The organism is Aminobacter carboxidus, assembly GCF_014863355.1.
Lineage (GTDB): Bacteria > Pseudomonadota > Alphaproteobacteria > Rhizobiales > Rhizobiaceae > Aminobacter > Aminobacter carboxidus.
In genome coordinates this window covers 389900-410832 of sequence record NZ_JACZEP010000001.1, presented here as the reverse complement: position 1 = coordinate 410832, position 20933 = coordinate 389900, and the positions used below count along the sequence as shown (strand labels likewise).

General features: G+C 62.0%; 15 protein-coding genes and 1 tRNA gene. 8 read left to right on the top strand and 8 right to left on the bottom strand.

From position 1 onward, the window contains the following. Nucleotides 1-54 precede the first annotated feature (54 nt). Together IHE39_RS01905 and IHE39_RS01900 are read right to left on the bottom strand one after the other, a co-directional pair. Nucleotides 55-786 (bottom strand): SDR family NAD(P)-dependent oxidoreductase, encoded by a 732-nt coding sequence (locus IHE39_RS01905; protein ID WP_192565336.1) that lies wholly within the window; start codon nucleotides 784-786, stop codon nucleotides 55-57. Continuing rightward, nucleotides 783-1946, bottom strand: a complete 1164-nt coding sequence (locus tag IHE39_RS01900) for an acetyl-CoA acetyltransferase (protein WP_192565335.1) — start codon at nucleotides 1944-1946, stop codon at nucleotides 783-785. Before IHE39_RS01900 ends, IHE39_RS01905 begins: the two co-directional genes overlap by 4 nt. Nucleotides 1947-2137: 191 nt before the next feature. Here IHE39_RS01900 and betI point away from each other — a divergent pair, with 191 nt between their 5' ends. From betI to betB, 5 genes are all read left to right on the top strand, one after another. After that, nucleotides 2138-2731 carry a transcriptional regulator BetI gene (gene betI / locus IHE39_RS01895; protein WP_192565334.1) on the top strand — a complete coding sequence of 198 codons (594 nt, stop codon included), beginning with the start codon at nucleotides 2138-2140 and terminating at the stop codon, nucleotides 2729-2731. Further along, nucleotides 2728-4254 (top strand): choline-sulfatase, encoded by a 1527-nt coding sequence (betC, locus tag IHE39_RS01890; RefSeq protein WP_192565333.1) that lies wholly within the window; start codon nucleotides 2728-2730, stop codon nucleotides 4252-4254. Before betI ends, betC begins: the two co-directional genes overlap by 4 nt. After that, the gene (locus IHE39_RS01885; RefSeq protein ID WP_192565332.1) at nucleotides 4251-5252 is read left to right on the top strand and encodes a threonine/serine dehydratase family protein; all 1002 of its coding nucleotides are present in this window, start codon (nucleotides 4251-4253) and stop codon (nucleotides 5250-5252) included. Before betC ends, IHE39_RS01885 begins: the two co-directional genes overlap by 4 nt. Continuing rightward, nucleotides 5245-6897, top strand: a complete 1653-nt coding sequence (betA, locus tag IHE39_RS01880; RefSeq protein WP_192565331.1) for a choline dehydrogenase — start codon at nucleotides 5245-5247, stop codon at nucleotides 6895-6897. Before IHE39_RS01885 ends, betA begins: the two co-directional genes overlap by 8 nt. Nucleotides 6898-7051: 154 nt before the next feature. Then, the gene (gene betB / locus IHE39_RS01875) at nucleotides 7052-8515 is read left to right on the top strand and encodes a betaine-aldehyde dehydrogenase (protein ID WP_192565330.1); all 1464 of its coding nucleotides are present in this window, start codon (nucleotides 7052-7054) and stop codon (nucleotides 8513-8515) included. A 57-nt stretch (nucleotides 8516-8572) separates the two neighbouring features. On the opposite strand, the gene IHE39_RS01870 is transcribed toward betB, so the two are convergent. Continuing rightward, on the bottom strand, nucleotides 8573-10813 hold the full coding sequence (locus tag IHE39_RS01870; RefSeq protein ID WP_192565329.1) for a mannose-1-phosphate guanylyltransferase/mannose-6-phosphate isomerase: 2241 nt from the start codon (nucleotides 10811-10813) through the stop codon (nucleotides 8573-8575). A 9-nt stretch (nucleotides 10814-10822) separates the two neighbouring features. Continuing rightward, nucleotides 10823-12343 carry a phosphohexomutase domain-containing protein gene (locus IHE39_RS01865; RefSeq protein WP_192565328.1) on the bottom strand — a complete coding sequence of 507 codons (1521 nt, stop codon included), beginning with the start codon at nucleotides 12341-12343 and terminating at the stop codon, nucleotides 10823-10825. 201 nt (nucleotides 12344-12544) lie between these two features. On the opposite strand from IHE39_RS01865, the gene IHE39_RS01860 reads away from it, so the two are divergent. From IHE39_RS01860 to IHE39_RS01850, 3 genes are all read left to right on the top strand, one after another. Beyond that, a tRNA-Pro gene (locus IHE39_RS01860) sits at nucleotides 12545-12621 on the top strand. A gap of 410 nt (nucleotides 12622-13031) precedes the next feature. Next, nucleotides 13032-13643 carry a TadE/TadG family type IV pilus assembly protein gene (locus IHE39_RS01855; RefSeq protein ID WP_246470704.1) on the top strand — a complete coding sequence of 204 codons (612 nt, stop codon included), beginning with the start codon at nucleotides 13032-13034 and terminating at the stop codon, nucleotides 13641-13643. A gap of 57 nt (nucleotides 13644-13700) precedes the next feature. Then, on the top strand, nucleotides 13701-15404 hold the full coding sequence (locus tag IHE39_RS01850; RefSeq protein WP_246485361.1) for a pilus assembly protein TadG-related protein: 1704 nt from the start codon (nucleotides 13701-13703) through the stop codon (nucleotides 15402-15404). A 73-nt stretch (nucleotides 15405-15477) separates the two neighbouring features. On the opposite strand, the gene IHE39_RS01845 is transcribed toward IHE39_RS01850, so the two are convergent. The 4 genes from IHE39_RS01845 to IHE39_RS01830 all read right to left on the bottom strand — a co-directional run bounded on the left by IHE39_RS01845 (nucleotide 15478) and on the right by IHE39_RS01830 (nucleotide 20793). Then, nucleotides 15478-17094, bottom strand: a complete 1617-nt coding sequence (locus tag IHE39_RS01845) for an ABC transporter ATP-binding protein (protein WP_184769341.1) — start codon at nucleotides 17092-17094, stop codon at nucleotides 15478-15480. A gap of 1 nt (nucleotide 17095) precedes the next feature. Next, entirely contained in the window at nucleotides 17096-18214 is a 1119-nt protein-coding gene (locus IHE39_RS01840; RefSeq protein WP_192565326.1) for an ABC transporter permease, read from the bottom strand. Beyond that, complete coding sequence (locus IHE39_RS01835; RefSeq protein WP_184769343.1) at nucleotides 18207-19130, bottom strand: ABC transporter permease subunit; 924 nt, start codon at nucleotides 19128-19130, stop codon at nucleotides 18207-18209. Before IHE39_RS01835 ends, IHE39_RS01840 begins: the two co-directional genes overlap by 8 nt. 70 nt (nucleotides 19131-19200) lie before the next feature. Continuing rightward, nucleotides 19201-20793, bottom strand: coding sequence for a peptide ABC transporter substrate-binding protein (locus tag IHE39_RS01830; protein WP_192565325.1), 1593 nt, complete (start codon nucleotides 20791-20793; stop codon nucleotides 19201-19203). Nucleotides 20794-20933: the final 140 nt, after the last annotated feature.

Genomic DNA, 20933 nt, shown 5'->3' with positions numbered 1-20933 from the left:
ACGCTTGCGGACGAATTTCCCGGGCATGCCACCGGTAACGCTAGCAATGCAGCATCATGCCCTGTCACCCGATAGCGCGGCGGCAAGGAATCCGCCATCCACTGCAAGTGTATGACCGTTGACATAACTCGCTTCCGGGGAGAGCAGGAAGGCAACCGCAGCGGCTATCTCCTCGGGCTCAGCATAACGTCCCTGCGGCATCAGGCGAGGTGCTACCCCGCCGCCATTGCCACCTGCTTCGATCTCTGTCGGCCCGGCGGCAACGGCGTTGACACGAACACCGCGATTGCCAACCTCCAGCGCCAGTACCTCGGCCATCAGCTTCAGCCCGGCCTGCGAGGCAGCAACGGCGAGCCTGCCGCGATGCGCGCGCAGGCCAGCGACCGAACCGACATTGACGATCGACAAGGAAGCACCCATCCGCTCAAGTGCGGCACGTGCTGCGATGAACGGTCCAACGAGGTTGACGTCGAGCGCTTCGCGCAACATTTCAGCGCTGGTGTCTTCAGCACTTGCATGGCGGTCGAAGCCAGCTACGGCAACCAGCCCGCCAATGAGGCCGAGGCTGTCCACCACCTGGTCAAAAGCTTCGGCGACATTGTCTTCGTCGGTCGGATCGGCTTCGATGAAGACGACATCGTCATTGTCGATGACGTCCGCCGCAGCGGCAAGTGCTGCCGCATCGCCATCAATCATCGCCACCGACCATCCATCTGATATCAGGCGCTCGGCCACAGCAAGGCCGATGCCCGACGCACCGCCGATGACGACGGCCGAATGCCTCATCTGATGCGGTCCAGGATCGACACGTAGTTGGCGACCGCAGCCCCGCCCATGTTGAAGATGCCGCCGAGCTTGGCGTCCTTGACCTGGATGCCGCCAGCCTCGCCGGTCAGTTGCATCGCGGTCAGCACGTGCATCGACACGCCGGTAGCCCCGATGGGGTGCCCCTTCGACTTCAGTCCGCCAGAAGGATTGACCGGCAGACGGCCGTCCTTGGCGGTGATGCCTTCCATCGCGATCCGGGCACCTTCGCCGCGCGGCGCAAGCCCCATCGCCTCATATTCGATCAGTTCGGCGATGGTGAAGCAGTCATGGGTTTCAACGAAAGACAAATCGTCGAGGGTAACGCCTGCCGACTTCAACGCCTGATTCCAGGCCACCTCGCAGCCTTCGAACTGCAGGATGTCGCGCTTCGACATCGGCAGGAAATCCTGGACGTGCTCGTTGGCGCGGAAGGCAACGGCGCGGCGCATGCGCAATGCCGTCGTGCTGTCGGTCAGGACGAGCGCCACGGCGCCATCCGAAACCAGCGAACAGTCCGTACGCTTCAGCGGTCCAGCGACGAACGGGTTCTTCTCGCTCTCCTGGCGGCAGAAGTCGAAGCCGAAATCCTTGCGCATCTGGGCATAGGGGTTGTCGACGCCGTTCTTGTGGTTCTTCGCCGCGATCATCGCCAATGCGTCCGACTGGTCGCCATAGCGCTGGAAGTAGGCCTGGGCGATCTTGCCGAACACGCCGGCGAACCCTGCGGGCGTGTCACCATCCTCCGGCAGATACGATGCCTTGAGCAGGTTCTTGCCGATTTCTGGTCCCGGCGTCGTCGTCATCTGTTCGGCGCCAACCACCAGCACGATCCGGGATCCGGCGTTGACGGCGCGAATGCCCTGGCGCACAGCAGCCGAACCCGTGGCGCAGGCGTTTTCGACACGCGTCGCCGGCTTGAAGCGTAGACGGTCGTCGGCCTGCAAGACGAGGCTTGCGGTGAAATCCTGGGCGGAGAAGCCGGCATTGAAATGGCCGAGCACGATCTCGTCGACCTCGTCGGCACCGATGCCGGCATGCTCGAGCGCCTCGCTGGCAACCTTGGTGATCAGGCTTTCCAGCGTTTCGCCTTCAAGCTTGCCGAAGCGCGAATGCGCCCAGCCAACGATGCATGCGGTCATCACTGCCTCCAATCGCAGGGCGCATGTTGCGCCATTTCAGGGGTGAATCCAACGTCTCTATTCAGTTCAATATTGAACAAATCTCAGGCAGTTTCAATGTCGTTCAACGTCGGAAATGGGGTATTCCGCGGCGGAGTTTTTATTGATTGATGCGTCAATTAAAAATAGTCTGAGCCTCGGAGGTTGGTTGAATGCCGAAGGTCGGAATGGAGCCACTGCGCCGCAAGGCGCTGATCGACGCGACGATCTCGGCGATCGGCGAGCGCGGCAGCCTTGATGTGACCATGTCGGAGATCGCAGGCCGCGCCGGCGTGTCTTCCGCCCTTGCCCACCACTATTTCGGCGCCAAGGACGAGTTGCTCGCCGCCACCATGCGGCATCTCTTGTCCGAACTGCTCATCGACACGACTGCGGCATTGCGCGTTGCAGCCACACCGCGGGCGCGCGTTTCGGCTGTCATCTCGGTCAATTTCTCCGACAAGCAGTTCCGCGCCGCAACCATCGCTGCCTGGCTCGCCTTTTATGTCGAGGCACAAAAGTCGCCGGCCCTGCGCCGCCTGCTGCGGATCTATGCTCATCGCCTGCAGTCGAATCTGATGAGCGGCCTGACGCAGCTTCTGCCACGCCATGAGGCCGAACACGTCGCCGAAGCGACAGCCGCGCTGATCGACGGGCTCTACATTCGTCGCGCGCTGCGCGAGGGCATCCCCAATGCCGCATCGGCCATAGCGCTGGTCGAGGACTATCTGGAAACCAAGCTCTCGCTGGCGGGATGCGCGTCATGACCGGCAAGCCGAACATCCTCATCGTCATGGTCGACCAGTTGGCGGGCACGTTCTTTCCTGACGGTCCGGCCGAGTTCCTGCATGCCCCGCATCTCAAAGCACTGGCCATGCGTTCGGCGCGCTTCCGTAACAACTACACCGCCTCGCCACTTTGCGCGCCTGGCCGTGCCGCCTTCATGTCGGGGCAACTGCCGTCGCGCACCGGCGTCTACGACAACGCCGCCGAGTTCGCCTCGTCGGTCCCGACCTTCGCGCATCACCTGCGCGCCGCCGGCTACCACACCGTGCTGTCAGGCAAGATGCATTTCGTCGGCCCGGACCAGATGCACGGTTTCGAGGAGCGGTTGACGACCGACATCTACCCCGCCGACTTCGGCTGGACGCCGGACTATCGCAAGCCCGGCGAACGCATCGACTGGTGGTATCACAATCTCGGCTCGGTCACTGGCGCCGGTACCGCCGAGATTTCCAACCAGATGGAGTATGACGACGAGGTTGCCTTCCTGGCGACCCAGAAGCTCTACGACTTCGCCCGCGTCTCCGATCAGGTCGAGCGACGCCCCTGGTGCCTCACCGTTTCCTTCACCCACCCGCATGACCCCTATGTTGCGCGGCGCCAGTATTGGGACCTCTACGAGGACTGCCCTGCGCTTGATCCCCAGGTTGGCTTCATCGCTGAAGACCAGCAGGACCCGCATTCGCAACGCCTCTACCTCGCCAGCGATTACGCGAGCTTCGACATCACACCGGAGCAGGTGCGGCGCTCGCGTCGCGGCTACTTCGCCAACATTTCCTATGTCGACGACAAGGTCGGCGAGTTGCTTTCGGTGCTCGAGCGCACGCGTATGCGCAACGACACGGTCATCCTGTTCTGCTCCGATCATGGCGACATGCTCGGCGAGCGCGGCCTGTGGTTCAAGATGTGCTTCTACGAGGGCTCGGCGCGCGTGCCGCTGATGGTCGCAGGCAAAGGCCTGCCGGCCGGCCTGATCGAAGCGCCGACGTCCAATCTCGATGTCTTGCCGACGCTGTGCGATCTCGCCGGCATCGACCTTGCGGCCATCATGCCGTGGACCGACGGCCAGTCGCTCGTCCCGCTGATCAACGGCGAGCAGCGCACCGCCCCGGTGCTCATGGAATACGCCGCCGAAGGCTCCTATGCGCCGCTGGTCGCCATCCGCGACGGCCGCTTCAAGTTCGTGCACTGCGAGATCGACCCGCCGCAACTGTTTGATCTGGAATCCGATCCCCAAGAGTTCCGCAACCTCGCCACAGACCCTGCTCACGCCGAGTTGGTGGCCGGCTTCATGGCCAGGGTCCGTGCGCGCTGGGACATGGCGGCCTTCGACGCGGCAGTGCGCGAGAGCCAGGCGCGCCGCTGGGTGATCTACCCTGCCCTGCGCAACGGCGCCTATTACCCGTGGGATTTCCAGCCGCTGCAAAAGGCGTCCGAGCGCTACATGCGCAACCACATGGACCTCAATGTGCTCGAAGAGAGCAAACGTTTTCCGAGAGGCGAATGATGAGCACCACCGTTCCAAGCCTGGATCGATTGCGACAAGCCTATGCAGAGACGTCGAAAGCGACACAGCTCACCCCGCTGCTCGAATCCGCGGTGCTCGCTCGCGAGACCGGCGCGGCACGCGTCTTCGTCAAGGCCGAGTCGCTGCAATGGTCGGGCTCGTTCAAGGCACGTGGCGCCTATTGGCGCCTGAAGCAGTTATCGGCCGATGAAGCGAAGCGCGGCGTGGTCGCCTTCTCCTCCGGCAACTTCGCCCAGGGCCTCGCCGCCGCCGGCCAGTCGCTCAGTGTTCCCGTCACCATCGTCATGCCCATAGACGCACCCGCCGCCAAGCGCGAAGCGACAAAGGCCTATGGCGCCCGCGTGGTCCTGACCGACCATGGCGACCGCGCCCGCGAGGAAGTCGCCGCCGCCAAGGCGCGCGACATCTCCGAGACCGAAGGGCTTGTCCTGCTCCACCCGTTCGACGATCCCGAGATCGTCGCCGGCCAGGCTGGTGCCGGCCTCGAAGCGCTCGACCAGTTGGCGGCAAAGGGTGCAGTGGCCGACATCGTGCTCTGCCCCGTCGGAGGCGGCGGGCTCATCGGCGGCGTATCGCTCGCATTCCATCATCTCTCGCCGTCGACGCAGGTCTTTGCCGTGGAGCCTGAAGGCTTTAACGGCCTGGGCACCTCGCTTGCCAATGGCGCGGTCTCGGCCGTGCCGCTGGCTGAGAAATCGATCTGCGACGGCCTGATGGCGCGACGGCCGGGCGAAGCGCCTTTTGCCGCGGTCACGACGACAAATGTGCACGCGCTGACTGTCGACGACGCATCCGTGCGCCGCGCGATGACCGTCGCGTTCGAACGCCTGAAGCTCGTGCTCGAGCCGTCGGGCGCCTCGTCGCTGGCGGCACTTCTGGAAGGAAAAGTCGACGTGGCCGGCAAGACCGTGCTCGTCGTCGCAACCGGCGGCAACGTCTCGCTCGCCGACTTTTTGGTTCATGTGAACAATGCTTGAAGCAGATTTCGTAATCGTCGGCTCCGGCTCGGCCGGCTCGGCCATGGCCTACCGCCTGTCGGAGGACGGCAAGCACTCCGTCATCGTCATCGAGTATGGCGGCACCGATTTCGGCCCGCTGATCCAGATGCCATCGGCGCTGTCGATCCCGCTCAACATGAGCCGTTACGACTGGGGCTATTCCAGCGAGCCCGAGCCGTATCTCGGTGGTCGTGTGCTGGCAACGCCGCGCGGAAAAGTGCTCGGCGGCTCGTCCTCGATCAACGGCATGGTCTATGTCCGCGGCCACGCTCATGACTTCGATCACTGGGCCGAACAGGGCGCCACCGGCTGGGGTTATGCCGACGTGCTGCCCTACTTCAAGCGCATGGAGCATTCGAACGGCGGCGAGGATGGCTGGCGCGGCACTTCGGGTCCGCTCAACGTCCAGCGCGGCCCACGCAAGAACCCGCTCTACCAGGCCTTCGTCGATGCCGGCCGGCAGGCCGGTTTCGAACTGACCAACGACTACAACGGCTCCAAGCAGGAAGGTTTTGGCGCCATGGAACAAACCATCCATGGCGGGCGCCGCTGGTCGGTGGCCAACGCCTATCTGCGCCCGGCGCTGAAACGCGGAAATGTCCGCGTCGTCAATGGCTTCGCGCGTCGCGTGGTGATCGAGAATCAACGCGCGGTTGGTGTCGAGATCGAAGCTCGCAGGAAGATTCAGGTCGTTAAGGCACGACGTGAGGTGATCATCGCTGCGTCCTCGATCAACTCGCCGAAGCTGCTGATGCTGTCGGGCATCGGCCCTGCCGAGCACCTGAAGAAGCATGGCATATCAGTCGTTGCCGACCGGCGCGGCGTCGGCCAGAATCTCCAGGACCACATGGAGCTCTATATCCAGCAGGAGGCGACCCAGCCGATCACCCTGCACTCGGTCTTCAACCCGTTCTCCAAGGCGCTGATCGGTGCCGAATGGCTGCTGTTCAAGACCGGCCTCGGCGCCACCAACCATTTCGAGGCAGCGGCCTTCGTGCGCTCCAAAGCCGGCGTCGACTACCCCGACATCCAGTTCCATTTCCTGCCGGCAGCCGTGCGCTACGACGGCAAGGCTGCGGCCAAGTCGCATGGCTTCCAGGCCCATGTCGGACCGATGCGGTCGAAGTCGCGCGGCGCGATCACTTTGCGGTCGAGCGATCCCTGGGCCAAGCCGGAGATCCGCTTCAACTACATGTCCCATCCCGACGACTGGGAAGACTTCCGCCACTGCATCCGCCTCACTCGCGAGATTTTCGCCCAACAGGCCTTTGACCCGTTCCGAGGCCAAGAGATTTCTCCCGGCTCCAAGGTTCAGTCTGACGAACAGCTCGACGCCTTCATCCGCGAGCATTCGGAGAGCGCCTACCACCCTTGTGGCACCTGCCGGATCGGCCGCGCCGACGACCCGACAAGTGTCGTCGATCCGGAGTGCCGGGTGATCGGCGTCGACAGCCTCCGGGTCGCCGACTCCTCGATCTTCCCGCGCGTAACAAACGGCAACCTCAACGGACCGTCGATCATGACCGGCGAAAAGGCCGCCGACCACATCCTTGGCCGGACGCCACTTGCACCGTCCAACCAGGAGCCGTGGATCAATCCGCGCTGGCAGGTCTCCGACAGATAGAGCGCCGTGCGTGCGAATGGACGAACAAATGACGCTCTAACTTAATGAACCTGCGCATCGTGCTTTCCGAAAATCGATTCCGATTTTCGGGCCGATGCGCTAGAGCATCATCCGGCCCTCGCCCGGATCTCGAAAATACAACTGGAGCAAACGCATGCGCGCCCAGCCCAAAGCCTCGCATTATGTCAACGGCCGCTACATCGACGACGAGCGTGGAGCATCGATCCCGGTCATCTATCCGGCGACAGGCGAAGCGATCGCCTCGCTGCACTCGGCCACAGCCAACATCGTCGAGCTGGCCGTCGAGGCCGCACGCGAAGCCCAGCCCGCCTGGGCGCGGCTGAAGCCGGTCGAGCGCGGCCGCATCCTGCGCCGCGCCTCGGACATCCTGCGTGCCCGCAACGAAGAGCTGTCCCGGCTGGAAACGCTGGACACCGGCAAGGCGATCCAGGAGACGCTTGTCGCCGACGCGGCCTCCGCCGCCGACTGCCTTGAGTTCTTCGCTGGTGCGGTCGCTGCTTTCAATGGCGACTATGTCGATCTCGGCGGCCCCTTCGCCTACACCAAGCGCGAGGCGCTCGGCGTCTGCGTCGGCATCGGCGCCTGGAACTATCCCATCCAGATCGCCGGCTGGAAGTCGGCGCCCGCACTCGCCATGGGCAACGCCATGGTGTTCAAGCCCTCGGAGAATACGCCGCTGTCGGCGCTGGCGCTGGCCGAGATTTACACCGAGGCCGGTCTGCCGGACGGGCTGTTCAACGTCGTCCAGGGTTATGGCGACGTCGGCGCTGCCCTTGCCTCGCATCCCGTCGTCGACAAGATCTCGCTCACCGGCTCGGTGCCGACGGGCAAAAAGGTGCTCTCGCTCGCCGGCTCGCACATGAAGCATGCGACAATGGAACTCGGAGGCAAGTCGCCGATCATCGTCTTCGACGACGCAGACCTCGAAAATGCGGTCGGCGGTGCGATGCTCGGTAACTTCTATTCGACCGGTCAGGTCTGCTCCAACGGCACCCGGGTCTTTGTCCAAAAGGGCCTGCACGACCGCTTCGTCGAACGATTGGTAGAACGCACCAAGACCATCCGCATCGGCGACCCACTCGACCCAGATACCCAGATGGGGCCCCTCGTCAACAAGTCCCAGCACGAAAAGGTCACCGACTACATCGCTGTCGGCCAAGCCGAAGGTGCAACGTTGCGGACCGGCGGCGGCGTGCCCTCCTTGCAGGGCTTCGAAGGTGGTTTCTTCGTCGAGCCGACCGTCTTCACCGGCGTCACCGACAACATGCGCATCGCCCGCGAGGAAATCTTCGGCCCGGTCATGAGCGTGCTGTCCTTCGACAGCGAGGACGAAGTGATCGCCCGCGCCAACGACACCGAATTCGGCCTCGCCGCCGGCGTGTTCACCAAGGACATTGTGCGCGGCCACCGCGTCATCGGCGAACTCAAGGCCGGCACCTGCTGGATCAACGCCTACAATCTGACGCCTGTCGAAATTCCCTTCGGCGGCGCCAGGCAGTCAGGCATCGGCCGTGAAAACTCGATCGCCGCGCTTTCACACTATTCGCAGCTGAAAACGGTCTATGTCGAGACCGGCGACGTCGCGAGCCCTTACTGATCGGGCATCGCCACAAGCAAAAGCTGGCCACTTGGCCGGCTTTATGTTGAACTCGCGCTAGTGAGCGACGTCCTCGGTCTTGTCGAGATACTGCGTCAGTGCGGTCACCAGATGGTAGAAGATGCTGGCCGGCACTTCCTTGGCCAACGAGCGGCCGCGCTCGTCGATCTGGTCGATCCACAGGCCTTGTGGCGCCGGGTCGATGTGCCAGCGAAACAGGCGGCCAACGCGTGCTTCGATCTCCGGCTTGAGGTCCGGCCCGCCGCTGCCGTCGAGCGCCACGGCCGCCTTGATCGCCTCTGTTTGCGGCCAGCTGCGCGAAATGTTGTCGAGTGGCAGCCCCTGCCGCGACACCGCACCATAGGCTAGCCCCGTCGCACGGTTGAGGCCGTTGGCCACCGCCGAGGCGTAGAGCTTGCGGCCGAAGGCTACCAAGTCCTTCTGGCCGCTCTTGTCGGCGAAATCGACCAGCAGAGACGCCCACTCGAAATGATGGCCCGGTTCGGTCCACTGGCCTTTGTCGCCAGGGGCGGGATGCCAGTCGCGGTCGAAAAATTCGCCCAGCGTCCAACTGTCGACTTCGAAGAAGTGGCTGCGGAACAGGTCGATGATGCGCGCGGCCCGCCTGAGATAGGCGCGGTCGCCCGTCACCGCGTGCCAGGCGAGAAACGCCTCCAGCAGATGCATGTGCGGGTTGGACCGGCGCACGCCCTCGCCGTCAGGGCTTTCCATGAAGCCGGTCATGCGCTCGTCCTCGAGGTGCTTGTCGAGGAAAGCGAATGTTTCGGTGGCCAGCCCCAGCGCTTCGGCGTTGCCCGAACGATGGGCATGGGCCAGCGCCAGCAACACGCAGGCGTGGTCATATGCGTCTTCGATCGGGTCCAGGACACTGCCGTCCGGGTTGAGCGTACGCACCCAGCCGCCACGGTCGGTGCGCCCCTTGTCGGCCATGAAACGAATGCCGTGGTCGATCAATTGGTCGGCTTTACCGTCCCAGCCACGTTGCTTGGCCACCGCGAAGGCATAGACCTGACGCGCCATGGTGCGCATGCGTTTGGGCTTGGCCAGCGGCCTTGCGTCAAAGCCCAGGGCCTCATAGAAGCCACCAAACTGTTCGTCGACGCCGACAGTTGACCACAGCGGCAGCGTCTCTTCCATCAGCCAATGCTGCACGCGTCGGCGCCACGCGCCGTTGGCGATCACACGACCATGCGCCGGCGTGAATTTGGTCTCGAGGCGACCGCTTTTTTCGAGCTGCTCGACGATCCTCTTGACGTTCTGGCTATGACTGACCGGCGCAACAAAAGTCGCGTCCGAGGTCGAGACGATGGCGACATCCTTGAGCCCGATGGCCGAAAGCAAGCGCCCCTCGCCGCGCAGGTAGGAGTTCTCACAATCGATGGCAACGACGTCGCCGACGATGACGTTGCCGTTCTTGTCCGATGGGCTGACGTCGAGCAGCGACTGCCAGGAACCAAGGTCGTTCCAGCGGAAGCTCGCCGGCACCATGGCGATGCCGCTGACGCGCTCCATGATGGCATAGTCGATCGAGTTGGACGGGATGTCCTGATAGAGATCGATGGGCATGTAGACGCCGGAGAGGTCGCTGGTCGCGGCCTTGAATGCGGCTTCTGCTTTCTGCCAGATCTCAGGCTGATGCTTGAGGAAGGCATCACGCATTGCACTCGCCTTAAACAGGAAGATGCCGGCGTTCCAGAAGAAGTTGCCAGCCGCGAGGTAGGCTTCGGCAGTGGCAAGGTCAGGCTTTTCGACAAAGCGGGTGACGTCGGCCACTTCACCGCGTTCTCCACCAACCTCGATGTAGCCGTAGCCGGTCTCCGGCGTCGCCGGCTTGATGCCGAACACGACAAGGCGCCCGGCGTTAGCCGCAGGCACGCCGCGCTCGACCGTGTCCCAGAACTGACGCTGCGTTGAAATCTCATGGTCGGACGGCACGACAAGCACGATGCCGTCGCCATAGGCCTTGATCGTCTGCAGCGCGGCGATTGCCACGGCGGCGGCGGTATTGCGGCCCGTGGGCTCGAAAATCGCGCCTCCGCCGGCAAGATCGATCGCCGCCAGATCGGCCCGCACCCGCTCGGCATGGCGCTCTGATGCGATCAGGTAGATCGGGGTTTCGCCTTCGTCACGCGCGGCAAGTCGCTTCAGCGTCTTGACCAGCATCGAGCCGTCGCCGGACAGATCATGGAACTGCTTGGGGTTGTCTTCGCGGGACAACGGCCACAGCCGCGATCCGACGCCACCACTCATGACGAAACTGACGATCCTGTCGGCCATGCCCGCTCCTCAAAAGGTCTGGTTGTAGGCGCCAACCGACGGATTGCGTCTCAAGACCGCATCCACGCCTTCGAACATCTCACGCCGGCGTTCCGAAGACACCGGGCTTTCGACCACCACGACCAGTTCCGGCTTGTTGGATGATGCCCGCACCAGCCCCCATGTGCCATCCTCGGCAACGACGCGTACGCCATTGACGGTCACCAGGTCGATGATCTTCTGGCCGGCAAAGGTCTCGCCATTACGCTTCATCGCCTCGAAGTCGGCAACGACCTTGTCAACGACGCCATATTTCAGCTCGTCGTCGCAATGCGGCGACATGGTCGGCGTGCCATAGGTCAGCGGAAGAGCGCGATAGAGATCAGCCATCGACTTGCCGGGGCTGCGGTCGAGCATCTGGCAGACGGCGATGGCGGTGACGATACCGTCGTCATAGCCGCGGCCAATCGGCGGATTGAAGAAGAAGTGGCCCGATTTCTCGAAGCCGGCAATCGCACCCAGTTCGGCGACGCGTCGCTTGAGATAGGAGTGCCCGGTCTTCCAGTAGTCGGTCTTTGCGCCGTTGCCGGCAAGCACCGCGTCGGTGTTGAACAAGCCGGTGGACTTCACGTCGACGACGAAGGTCGAGTTGGGATAGAGCGCGGAGATGTCGCGTGCCAGCATCACGCCTACCTTGTCGGCGAAAATCTCATTGCCTTCGTTATCGACAACACCACAGCGGTCGCCGTCGCCGTCGAAACCGAGACCGACATCCGCGCCGGTTTCCAGCACCTTGTCGCGGATGGCATGCAGCATCTGCATGTCCTCGGGGTTCGGATTGTAGCGCGGGAACGAATGGTCGAGCTCGACGTCGAGCGGGATGACCTCGCAGCCGATGCGCTCCAACGCTTCCGGCGCGAAGGCCCCTGCGGTGCCATTGCCGCAGGCGGCGACCACCTTGAGCTTGCGAGTGATGCGTTTACCGGCCACGAGGTCGTCGATGTAGGCCTTGCGGAAATCGGCAACAAACTCGTAGGAACCGCTGCCGATCAGGTCGAATTCGCCGTTGAGCACGATTTCCTTCAGCGCCGACATCTCGTCTGGCCCGAACGTCAGCGGCCGCTGCGCGCCCATCTTCACGCCGGTCCAGCCGTTCTCGTTGTGCGAGGCAGTCACCATGGCAACCGACGATGTGTCGAGCGCGAACTGGGCGAAATAGGCCATCGGCGACAGCGCGAGGCCGATATCCTTGACGCGTGCGCCCGCGGCTAACAGCCCCGAGACCAGCGCCAGCTTGATCGACATCGAGTAGGAGCGGAAATCGTGGCCGACAACGATGTCAGGCCCTGCCCCAAGCCGACGGATCAGCGTGCCAATGCCCATGCCCAGCGCCTGAACGCCAATCAGGTTGAGTTCTGGCTCCTTGGGCGAATTCGGATGACCGAACCACCAGCGCGCATCGTATTCGCGAAAACCGGTCGGCTTGACCAGTGCGCGCGTTTCGAATTCGAAGGTATTGGGAGAAGCTTGGGCGACTGGCTTGAAATTCACGACTGCACTCCGGCGCCATGGCAGCGCGTAGATTCTGTTCGGGATCAAATACCGCAAGATCGGGGCACTGTCCCCTACCGCCACGGCAGCAAAAAGGCTTAAAAGCACAACAAGATTACTCACTTGCGAAAAATTGTGCCAGTCGAACCTTTGGCGCTTGCAGGAACCAGAAGCGGCAGCTATAAGCCCGCCCACTGGTCACGGAGTGTAGCGCAGCCTGGTAGCGCACATCGTTCGGGACGATGGGGTCGCAGGTTCGAATCCTGCCACTCCGACCAGAAAAATCCCGAAATCACAATTCCTTATGACTTGGCGGCAGGCGCTGGCCTTTCTTGCGCTCCGCAAATTGAAGCGGTAACGCCAGCATTCTCGCCTGACTTGGACAACATCTCCGAGATTAGCGAGCACAACTTACAAGATGACAATCGAGAGTTGCGCGCCACCTGTCTACAAGTGACGAATGGGCTGTCCGCCTGCGCATCGAATCTAACAATGCATGACACACCTCATACAATTCGCTGATATTTTAAGCGGATTTTAGCATCTGCATTGAGCCATTCTTGATCATTCGCCACATCGAAGCGGCATATTAGCAAATCGATAATCTTCTGAGACCACTCTGAGGATGATCTTGCTTATCTCTGATCATCGAGGCCGAAGATCTTGGCAATCGCCAAACAGGTGGCATATGACTGAGCATAATTACTTTGCATACAAACAATATTTTCGTGGAATTTCGGCCCTTGCGGCACACAAGACGTCAGGGGCCAGGCGTGTGCGCCGACAACGTCACAAGCTGGGTGCCGACGGATCCAGGCCCTTTACCGAGCGGATCGGACTTGGCAGATGGCAAAGGAGCCTACTTCGCGGACGACCACCTGATACCAGCCGCTTCCTTCATTCAAGTTCCGGCACATCGGCAATAGAGTTTGCAATTGTCGCACCGGTCTTCATCCTTCTTGTCTTTGGGATGATTGCTTACGGCATTTATTTCGGCGCCCTGCATTCTGTCCAGCAGATGGCAGCCGACGCAGCCCGAACAGCCATCGGCGGGCTTAACGAGACTGAGCGCAAGACTCTCGCGCAGAGATACATCGATCTCAACGCTGACGGCTACGTTCTTATCGACAAGACAAAACTGACGGTCGACGTCAAAGACAACCACAACGACAGCGAACAGTTCGTTGTCTCATTGAGCTATGACGCGCGCCAACTTCCGATATGGAACCTGCTTCCGATGCTTCCAATGCCGGAACAGACCATCAAGCGTACATCGACTATTCGGGTGGGGGGCATCTGAATGTTTGCGGCAACTCTCAGCAAGTTATCTAGTTTTCGAACCTCGCGAAAAGGCAACATGGCAACCATGTTCGCACTGTCGCTGCCGATCGGGCTGGCTGCCGCCGCCTTGGCGGTCGATGAAGGTTCGCTCTATGTCGAGCGCCGCGAAGCGCAATCGGTCACCGACCTTGCCGCGATCTATGCTGCTGCCAACATAGCCAAGGCCGATGCTGCAGTGCTGAAGGTGTTCACCACCAATCGACAGAATAATGTGGTCCTGGTCGACGGCTCCACCCCTCAAACGCTCGCTGTCGGGTATCAGCGGGTGCTTGTCGAAAAGGGGCGCTACGCCGCTGACCCGACGGTCGCAGCCGCCACGCGCTTTGTCGTCGGCGCAACACCGCCCAATGCGGTGCGTGTCACCTACTCGAAGGACGGCACAACCTATTTTGCCAACGCGTTGATGGGTGACCGGAAGATCGTTACGACCGCGGTCGCTACGGCACCGGCCGAGGCTGCATTCTCCGTCGGCTCCAGGCTTGCCAGCCTGAATGGCGGCCTGCTCAACAGTGTGCTCGGCGGTTTGCTGGGCACGACGCTTTCGCTCAACGTGATGGACTACAATGCGCTGCTTGCGGCCGACGTCAATGCGCTGCAGTTCATCGACGCCCTGAAGACCGGACTGAACCTGACGGCGGGCACCTACAACGACGTGCTGCAGGCCGAGGCGAGCGTCGAGCAGATATTGTCGGCCCTGGCGACGGTCAACAAGGACAGGGACGCCGACATTGCGCTGAACAAGCTCCTGGGCTCTCATATCCCGGCTACGCTCAAGGTGCCGCTCAAGAACTACATCGACCTCGGTGCGATCGGCAAACTGGCCACAGGCCGCGGTCCCGCCGGGCTGGACGCCAATGTCGGCATCATGGAACTGTTGAGCGCCGCAGCCGCGATCGCCAACGGCAAGAACCAGGTCGCCGTCGACCTTGGCGCCGGCGTGCCGGGCCTGCTCGGCGTCAAACTGAACGTTGCCATCGGCGAACCGCCGCAAGGCTACAGTTGGTTTGCGGTGGGCGAACCAGGCAAGATCGTGCGTACGGCACAGACCAGGTTGCAACTCGTCGTCACTGTCGGCGGCTCCGGCGGGCTGGTCGACAGCGTGCTCGGCGGATCGATCCGCGTGCCGCTGTATGTCGAACTGGCCTATGCCGAAGCCCAACTCAAGAGCGTCTCCTGCCCCACCGGCAAGCCAGCAAGTGCAATCGTGACTGTCGCTGCCCAGCCAGGGGTCGCGGAAATCTGGCTCGGAGACATCGACCCGGCGGAGCTCAAGGTGTTCACAAAAAGACCGGCGGTACAGCCCGCGCAGCTGGTCAAACTCAATCCGGTCGGCCTCAATGTGCTGACTGTCGACGTTAAGGGTGCCGCCAATGTGAGGATCGGCAACATGACGCCGTCGAACCTCACGTTCAACAAGAGCGACATCGACGCCCGCACCATCAAGTCGGTGTCGACACGCAACCTGACGCAATCACTAACCGCCTCACTGCTGAGCGGGCTGACGCTCGACATCGAGCTCAAGGTGTTGGGCCTCGGCCTGGGACTGTTCGTGCCGACCGACGCTGCCGTCAAAACCGCTATCGTCGGTTTGCTGTCGGGGGTTACGGCCCCCATCGACGGCCTGCTTTACAACGTCCTTTCGCTGGTCGGCGTGAAGGTCGGCGAGGCCGATGTCCGGGTTCATGGCGTAAACTGCGGCCGTTCCGTTCTCGTGCTCTGAAACGGACAGGCCCGGAGATGCGCATCTCCGGGCCTGTCGTCATTTTCAGCAGGCTGTAGCCAGGACGAAGCCGTCAGGCCGACTGGCGGAACTTTGTCTCGTCGATTGCCGCCGCCATCAAGGTCTTGGTGTAGGCTTCGCGAGGCGCGCCGAAGATCTCCTCCGTCGGCCCCTCCTCGACGATCTTTCCCTGCTTCATCACGATGATGTAGTCCGACATGGCGCGCACGACTGCCAGATCGTGGCTGATGAACAGGTAGGACAGATCGTGGTCGGCCTGCAGCTTGCGCAACAGTTCGACGATCTGCTTTTGCACCGACCGATCAAGCGCCGAGGTCGGCTCGTCGAGCACGACCACCTTCGGCTTGAGGATCATCGCGCGCGCGATCGCGATGCGCTGGCGCTGGCCACCCGAGAACTCGTGCGGATAGCGGTTGCGTGTCTCGGGCGAGAGGCCGACCTCGAGCAGCGCCTCGACTGCGCGCTTGTCGCGTTCCTTGGTCGAGAGCGACGGCTCGTGCACGAGCAGGCCTTCGGTGATGATCTGGCCCACCGTCATGCGCGGCGAGAGCGAACCGAACGGATCCTGGAACACCAGCTGAAGTTCCCGGCGCAGCGGGCGCATTTCGGCGCGATCGGCCTTTGACAGGTCCTTGTCACCAAAGCGGATCATGCCCTGGCTAGGCAGGAGCCTGAGCAGCGCACGGCCCAGTGTCGACTTGCCCGATCCTGACTCGCCGACAATGCCGATGGTCTGACATTGCTTGAGCGTCACCGAAATGCGGTCGACCGCACGCAGCAGCATCGGCGGGCCAGCCAAGAAGCCGCCCCCGATCCTGAACTCCACCTCGACATTGCGCCCCTCAAGAAGGATCGGCGCGGTGTCGGCGGGCGCGGCTTTGCGACCGGTCGGCTCGGCTGCCAGCAGCATCTTGGTGTAGTCGTGCTGTGGGCTGGCAAACAGCTCGTCGGCCTTGCCCTCCTCCACCACCTCGCCGTAGCGCATGACATAGACACGGTCGGCAAAGCGCCGGACAATGCCGAGGTCATGAGTGATGAAGACGATCGCCATGCCGAGCTTGCGCTGCAGTTCGGCAAGCAGCATCAGGATCTGCGCCTGGATGGTGACGTCAAGCGCGGTAGTCGGCTCGTCGGCGATCAGGATGTCGGGGTCGTTGGCAAGCGCCATGGCGATCATCACGCGTTGGCGCTGGCCGCCCGACATCTCGTGCGGATATGACTTCAGGCGGCGCTCGGGGTCGGGAATCTTGACCAGTTCGAGCAGCCTGAGTGCTTCCGCCCGCGCTTCCGCACCACTCAACCCGCGATGCTTGCGGATTGGTTCCATCAGTTGGTTGCCGATGGTGTAGAGCGGGTCGAGCGACGTCATCGGTTCCTGGAAGATCATGCTGATCTTGCGGCCACGGACTTTGTTGAGTTCCGATTTGCCCAGTGTCAGCAGGTTCTTGCCACGATAGTCGACAACACCTGACGCCTCGCCGTTGGAGGCCAGCAGGCTCATCGCCGCCATCATCGTCTGGCTCTTGCCGGAGCCGGATTCACCTACTACGGCAACCGTCTCGCCGGCATCGACGTGAAGGTTGATGCCCTTCACCGCTTCCACCACGCCGTCGAGCGTGCGGAAGCGGACGCGCAGGTCCTTGACCGAAAGGATTGTTTCTCCAGCCATCTCACCTGTCCTTCGGATCGAGAGCGTCACGCAGTCCGTCGCCGATGAAATTCAGCGCAAACAGCGTCGAGACCAGGAAGAAAGCCGGGAACAGCAGCAGCCAGTTGGCAGTGCCAATGTTCTTGGCTCCGACTGAGATAAGCACGCCCCAACTCGTCATCGGCTCCTGCACGCCAAGCCCCAGGAACGACAGGAAGCTCTCCAGGATGATGACCTGCGGCACCAGCAGGGTCATGTAGATGACCACCGGCCCGAGCAGGTTGGGGATGACGTGGCGCTGGACGATGCCGCGCGACCTGACGCCGAGCGCTTCCGCCGCCTGCACATATTCTTGCCGGCGGATCGACAAGGCCTGGCCACGCACGATGCGCGCCATGTCGAGCCACAAAACCGCCCCCACCGCCAAGAACATCAGCACGAAGTTTCGCCCGAAGAAGACGACCAGCATGATGACGAAGAAGATGAAGGGAAGTGAGTAGAGCACATCGACGATGCGCATCATCACCTCGTCGGTCTTGCCGCCCATGAAGCCGGCGGTGGCGCCGTAGACCACCCCGATAACCACGGCGACGATGCCGGCCAGAAGGCCGATCGCCAGCGAGATGCGGCCAGCCATCAGCGTTCGAGACAGCAGGTCACGGCCGGTATTGTCGGTGCCGAACAGGAAGTACTGCTGCTTGATCGTGGCGCTCATCACCGCCGTCAGCCCGTCGGCGGACGTGCTCTCGAGCTTGCCATTGTCGAACGTATCGGAGCGGTCGAGATAGCGGATGTTGCGCTCGTCGAGCGGCTTGCTCGACGTCACGGTGATGAACACCCGCTCACCTTCCTGGCGCCATTCCTTGACGTCGACACGCATGCGCTTGACGGCGTCGGTCATGGCGGTTTCGATCATCTCGGGCTTTGGATAGGCCGAGAGACTTGGCGGCGTCCTGACATAATCGGCATAGATCGTCGTGTACTGATGCGGCACGAAGAACGGGCCAACGATACAGACGGTCGCCATCGCGATCAGGTAGAACAGGCTGAACATCGCGGCCTTGTTGGCCTTGAGGCGTGCCCAGGCATCAGCCCATAGCGATCGCCCGACGACAGGCGCGGTCATGGCTGTATCAGTCATAGCGCACCCTCGGATCGAAGAAGGCATAGAGAATATCGACGATCAGGTTGAAGGCGATCGTGAAGATCGCGATGACCACCACGGTGCCCATGACGAGTGTGTAGTCACGGTTGAGTGCCGCATCGACGAAGTAGCGGCCAATTCCGGGGATGGCGAAGATGGTCTCGACGATGATCGAGCCGGTCAGCAATGCCGCCGCCGCCGGACCGGCATACGACACGATGGGTAGCACTGCGCCCCTCAGTGCATGCTTGACCACCACCGACCAGTCGGACAGGCCAAGCGCACGCGCCGTGCGGATGTGATTGGAACGTAGCGACTCGATCATCGAACCGCGCATCAGGCGCGCTACGATAGCGATCTGCGGCAATGACAGCGTCAGGATCGGGCCGATCTTGTTGATCCAAGCACCGTCCCCCCAGCCACCGATCGGCAGCAGCTTCCAGGTCAGGCCGAAAAGCAGCTGGATGACGGGCGCGATGACGAAGGTCGGAATCGTGCTGCCTGCAGTGGCAAGCGCGATCACCGAATAGTCGCCAAGCTTGTTCTGGTTGAGAGCCGCAACGATGCCAAGCACCGTTCCGACGGCAAGCGCCAGCGCGAGAGCCGACAGGCCAAGCTGAACCGAGATCGGCAGGCCGTTGGCGAACAGCTCGGTGACGGTGAAGTCGGGCAAGTTGTAGCTGGGCCCGAAATTGCCGTGCAGCAGGTTCTTGAGATAGTTGAAGTATTGCAGCCAGATCGGATCGTTAAGACCGAATTGGGCTTCAAGATTGGCCTTGATCTCGGGACTGAGACCGCGCTCCTGATTGAATGGGCCGCCAGGTGCGACGCGGATCAGGAAAAAGGCCAGCGTGACGATGACGAACATCGTCGGTATGGCGGTCAGAAGCCGCCGGAATACATAGAGAAACATAGCTACCACGCCTTCGCAGGTTAGCCGGGACCGTCGCCCCCGTTTTCAGGGGGCGACGGAAGAGCCGGGACTAGTCCTTGCTGACGAAGCGCGAAGGATGAACGTCCATGACGTTCTCGTCGAAGCCCTTGATCTTGGGCGAAACGAGGTTCTTGTAGCTGTAGTAGAGCAGCGGGATCTGGCCGACATCATCGATCAGGATGCGTTCCGCAGCAGCCATTTCCTTCAGGCGCTCTTCCGGCTTGCCACCAGCGGCGGCTGCCTTGTTCATCGCCTCTTCAAACTTCGGGCTGTCGTAGTTGGAGTAGTTGTTGCCCGAGGCTTTGCGCGAGATACCGAGGAAGCTTTCCGGATCCTTGTAGTCGGCGATCCAGCCAGCACGAGCGACGTCGAAGTCACCCTTCTGCTCGAGATGTCCGTAGTGGGTCTTGGTGTCGGTGTTGAGCAGGGTCACCTCGATGCCAAGCGGCTTGAGCTGTTCCTGGATCGCGACTGCCGTGTTCTTGTGGTTCTCCGACGTGTTGTAGCGGATCTCCATCTTCAGCGGCTTGTCGGGACCGTAGCCGAGCTTCTCAAGGACCTTTTTGGCTTCATCCTCGCGGTCGATCTGCGACTTGTCGGCGAAGGTCGCCAGTGCCGAAGTGTAGCCTTCGACACCGGGCGGCACCATCGAATAGCCGGGGATCATCGAGTTCTGCCAGACCTTCTCGGCCAGGAAGTCACGATCGATTGCCATCGACACTGCATTGCGCAGCTCGACATTGTCCCACGGAGCCTTGTCCGTCTTGATGGCGTAGTAATAGGTGCCGAGATAGGCGCCGATGCGTAGCTGCTCGCCGAACTTGGCCTTCAGGTCAGCCATCTGCTCGGTCGGGATGTCGTCGTTGGAGTCGAGTTCGCCGGCCTCGAAGCGCTTGATGGCGGTCGAGCGGTCTTCCGTCGGGAAGTAGTTGACGGCATCGAGCTTCACATTGGCGGCGTCATGGAACTTGGGGTTCTTGACGAGCTTGATGTGATCGTTCGGGATGAATTCAGCGAGCGTGAACGCGCCGTTGGAAACCAGGTTGCCCGGCTTGATCCAGTCGGCGCCGAGCTTGTCGATGGCGGCCTTGTTGACCGGGTAAGTCGACTGGTGCGTTAGCATTTCGAGGAAGTATGGGGTCGGCGCCTTGAGGGTCACTTCGAAGGTGTTGGCATCGACGGCCTTGACGCCGAGTTCCTCGGGCTTGACCTTGCCGGTGTTCACTTCTTCGCCGTTCTTCACGACATAAAGCATCGAAGCATATTCGGCGCCGGTGGCCGGATCCTCGAGGCGACGGAAGGAGTAGACGAAGTCTTCGGCGGTAACCGGGCTGCCATCCGACCAAGTAGCGCCCTGGCGAAGCTTGAAGGTGTAGACAGTGCCGTCATCGGAAACGGTCCAGCTCTCGGCTGCGCCTGGAATGACTTCGGCATCCTTGTCCTGCATCACCAGACCTTCGAACAGGTCGCGCAGGATGTGAGCTTCATAGACAGTCGATGTCTTGTGCGGATCAAGCGATTCCGGATCGGCCGAATTGCCGCGATTAAAGACGACCTCCGCAAAAGCCGGAACGGACAACGCTCCAGCAGACAGCGCAAGCGTCGTGGCGAACACTGTCGCTTTCAGCATGTTCTTCAGCATGTGTACTTCTCCCAAATAGGCGTGTTCCCCGTAAACACGGCCTCGCCTGGTTAGCGCCCGAATGCCGGATCTTTCCGGTTTCGTTGAGCGAGCCGGCAGCTCCCTACCGCCAGCGGTGGCTGACACTAGACACGACAATT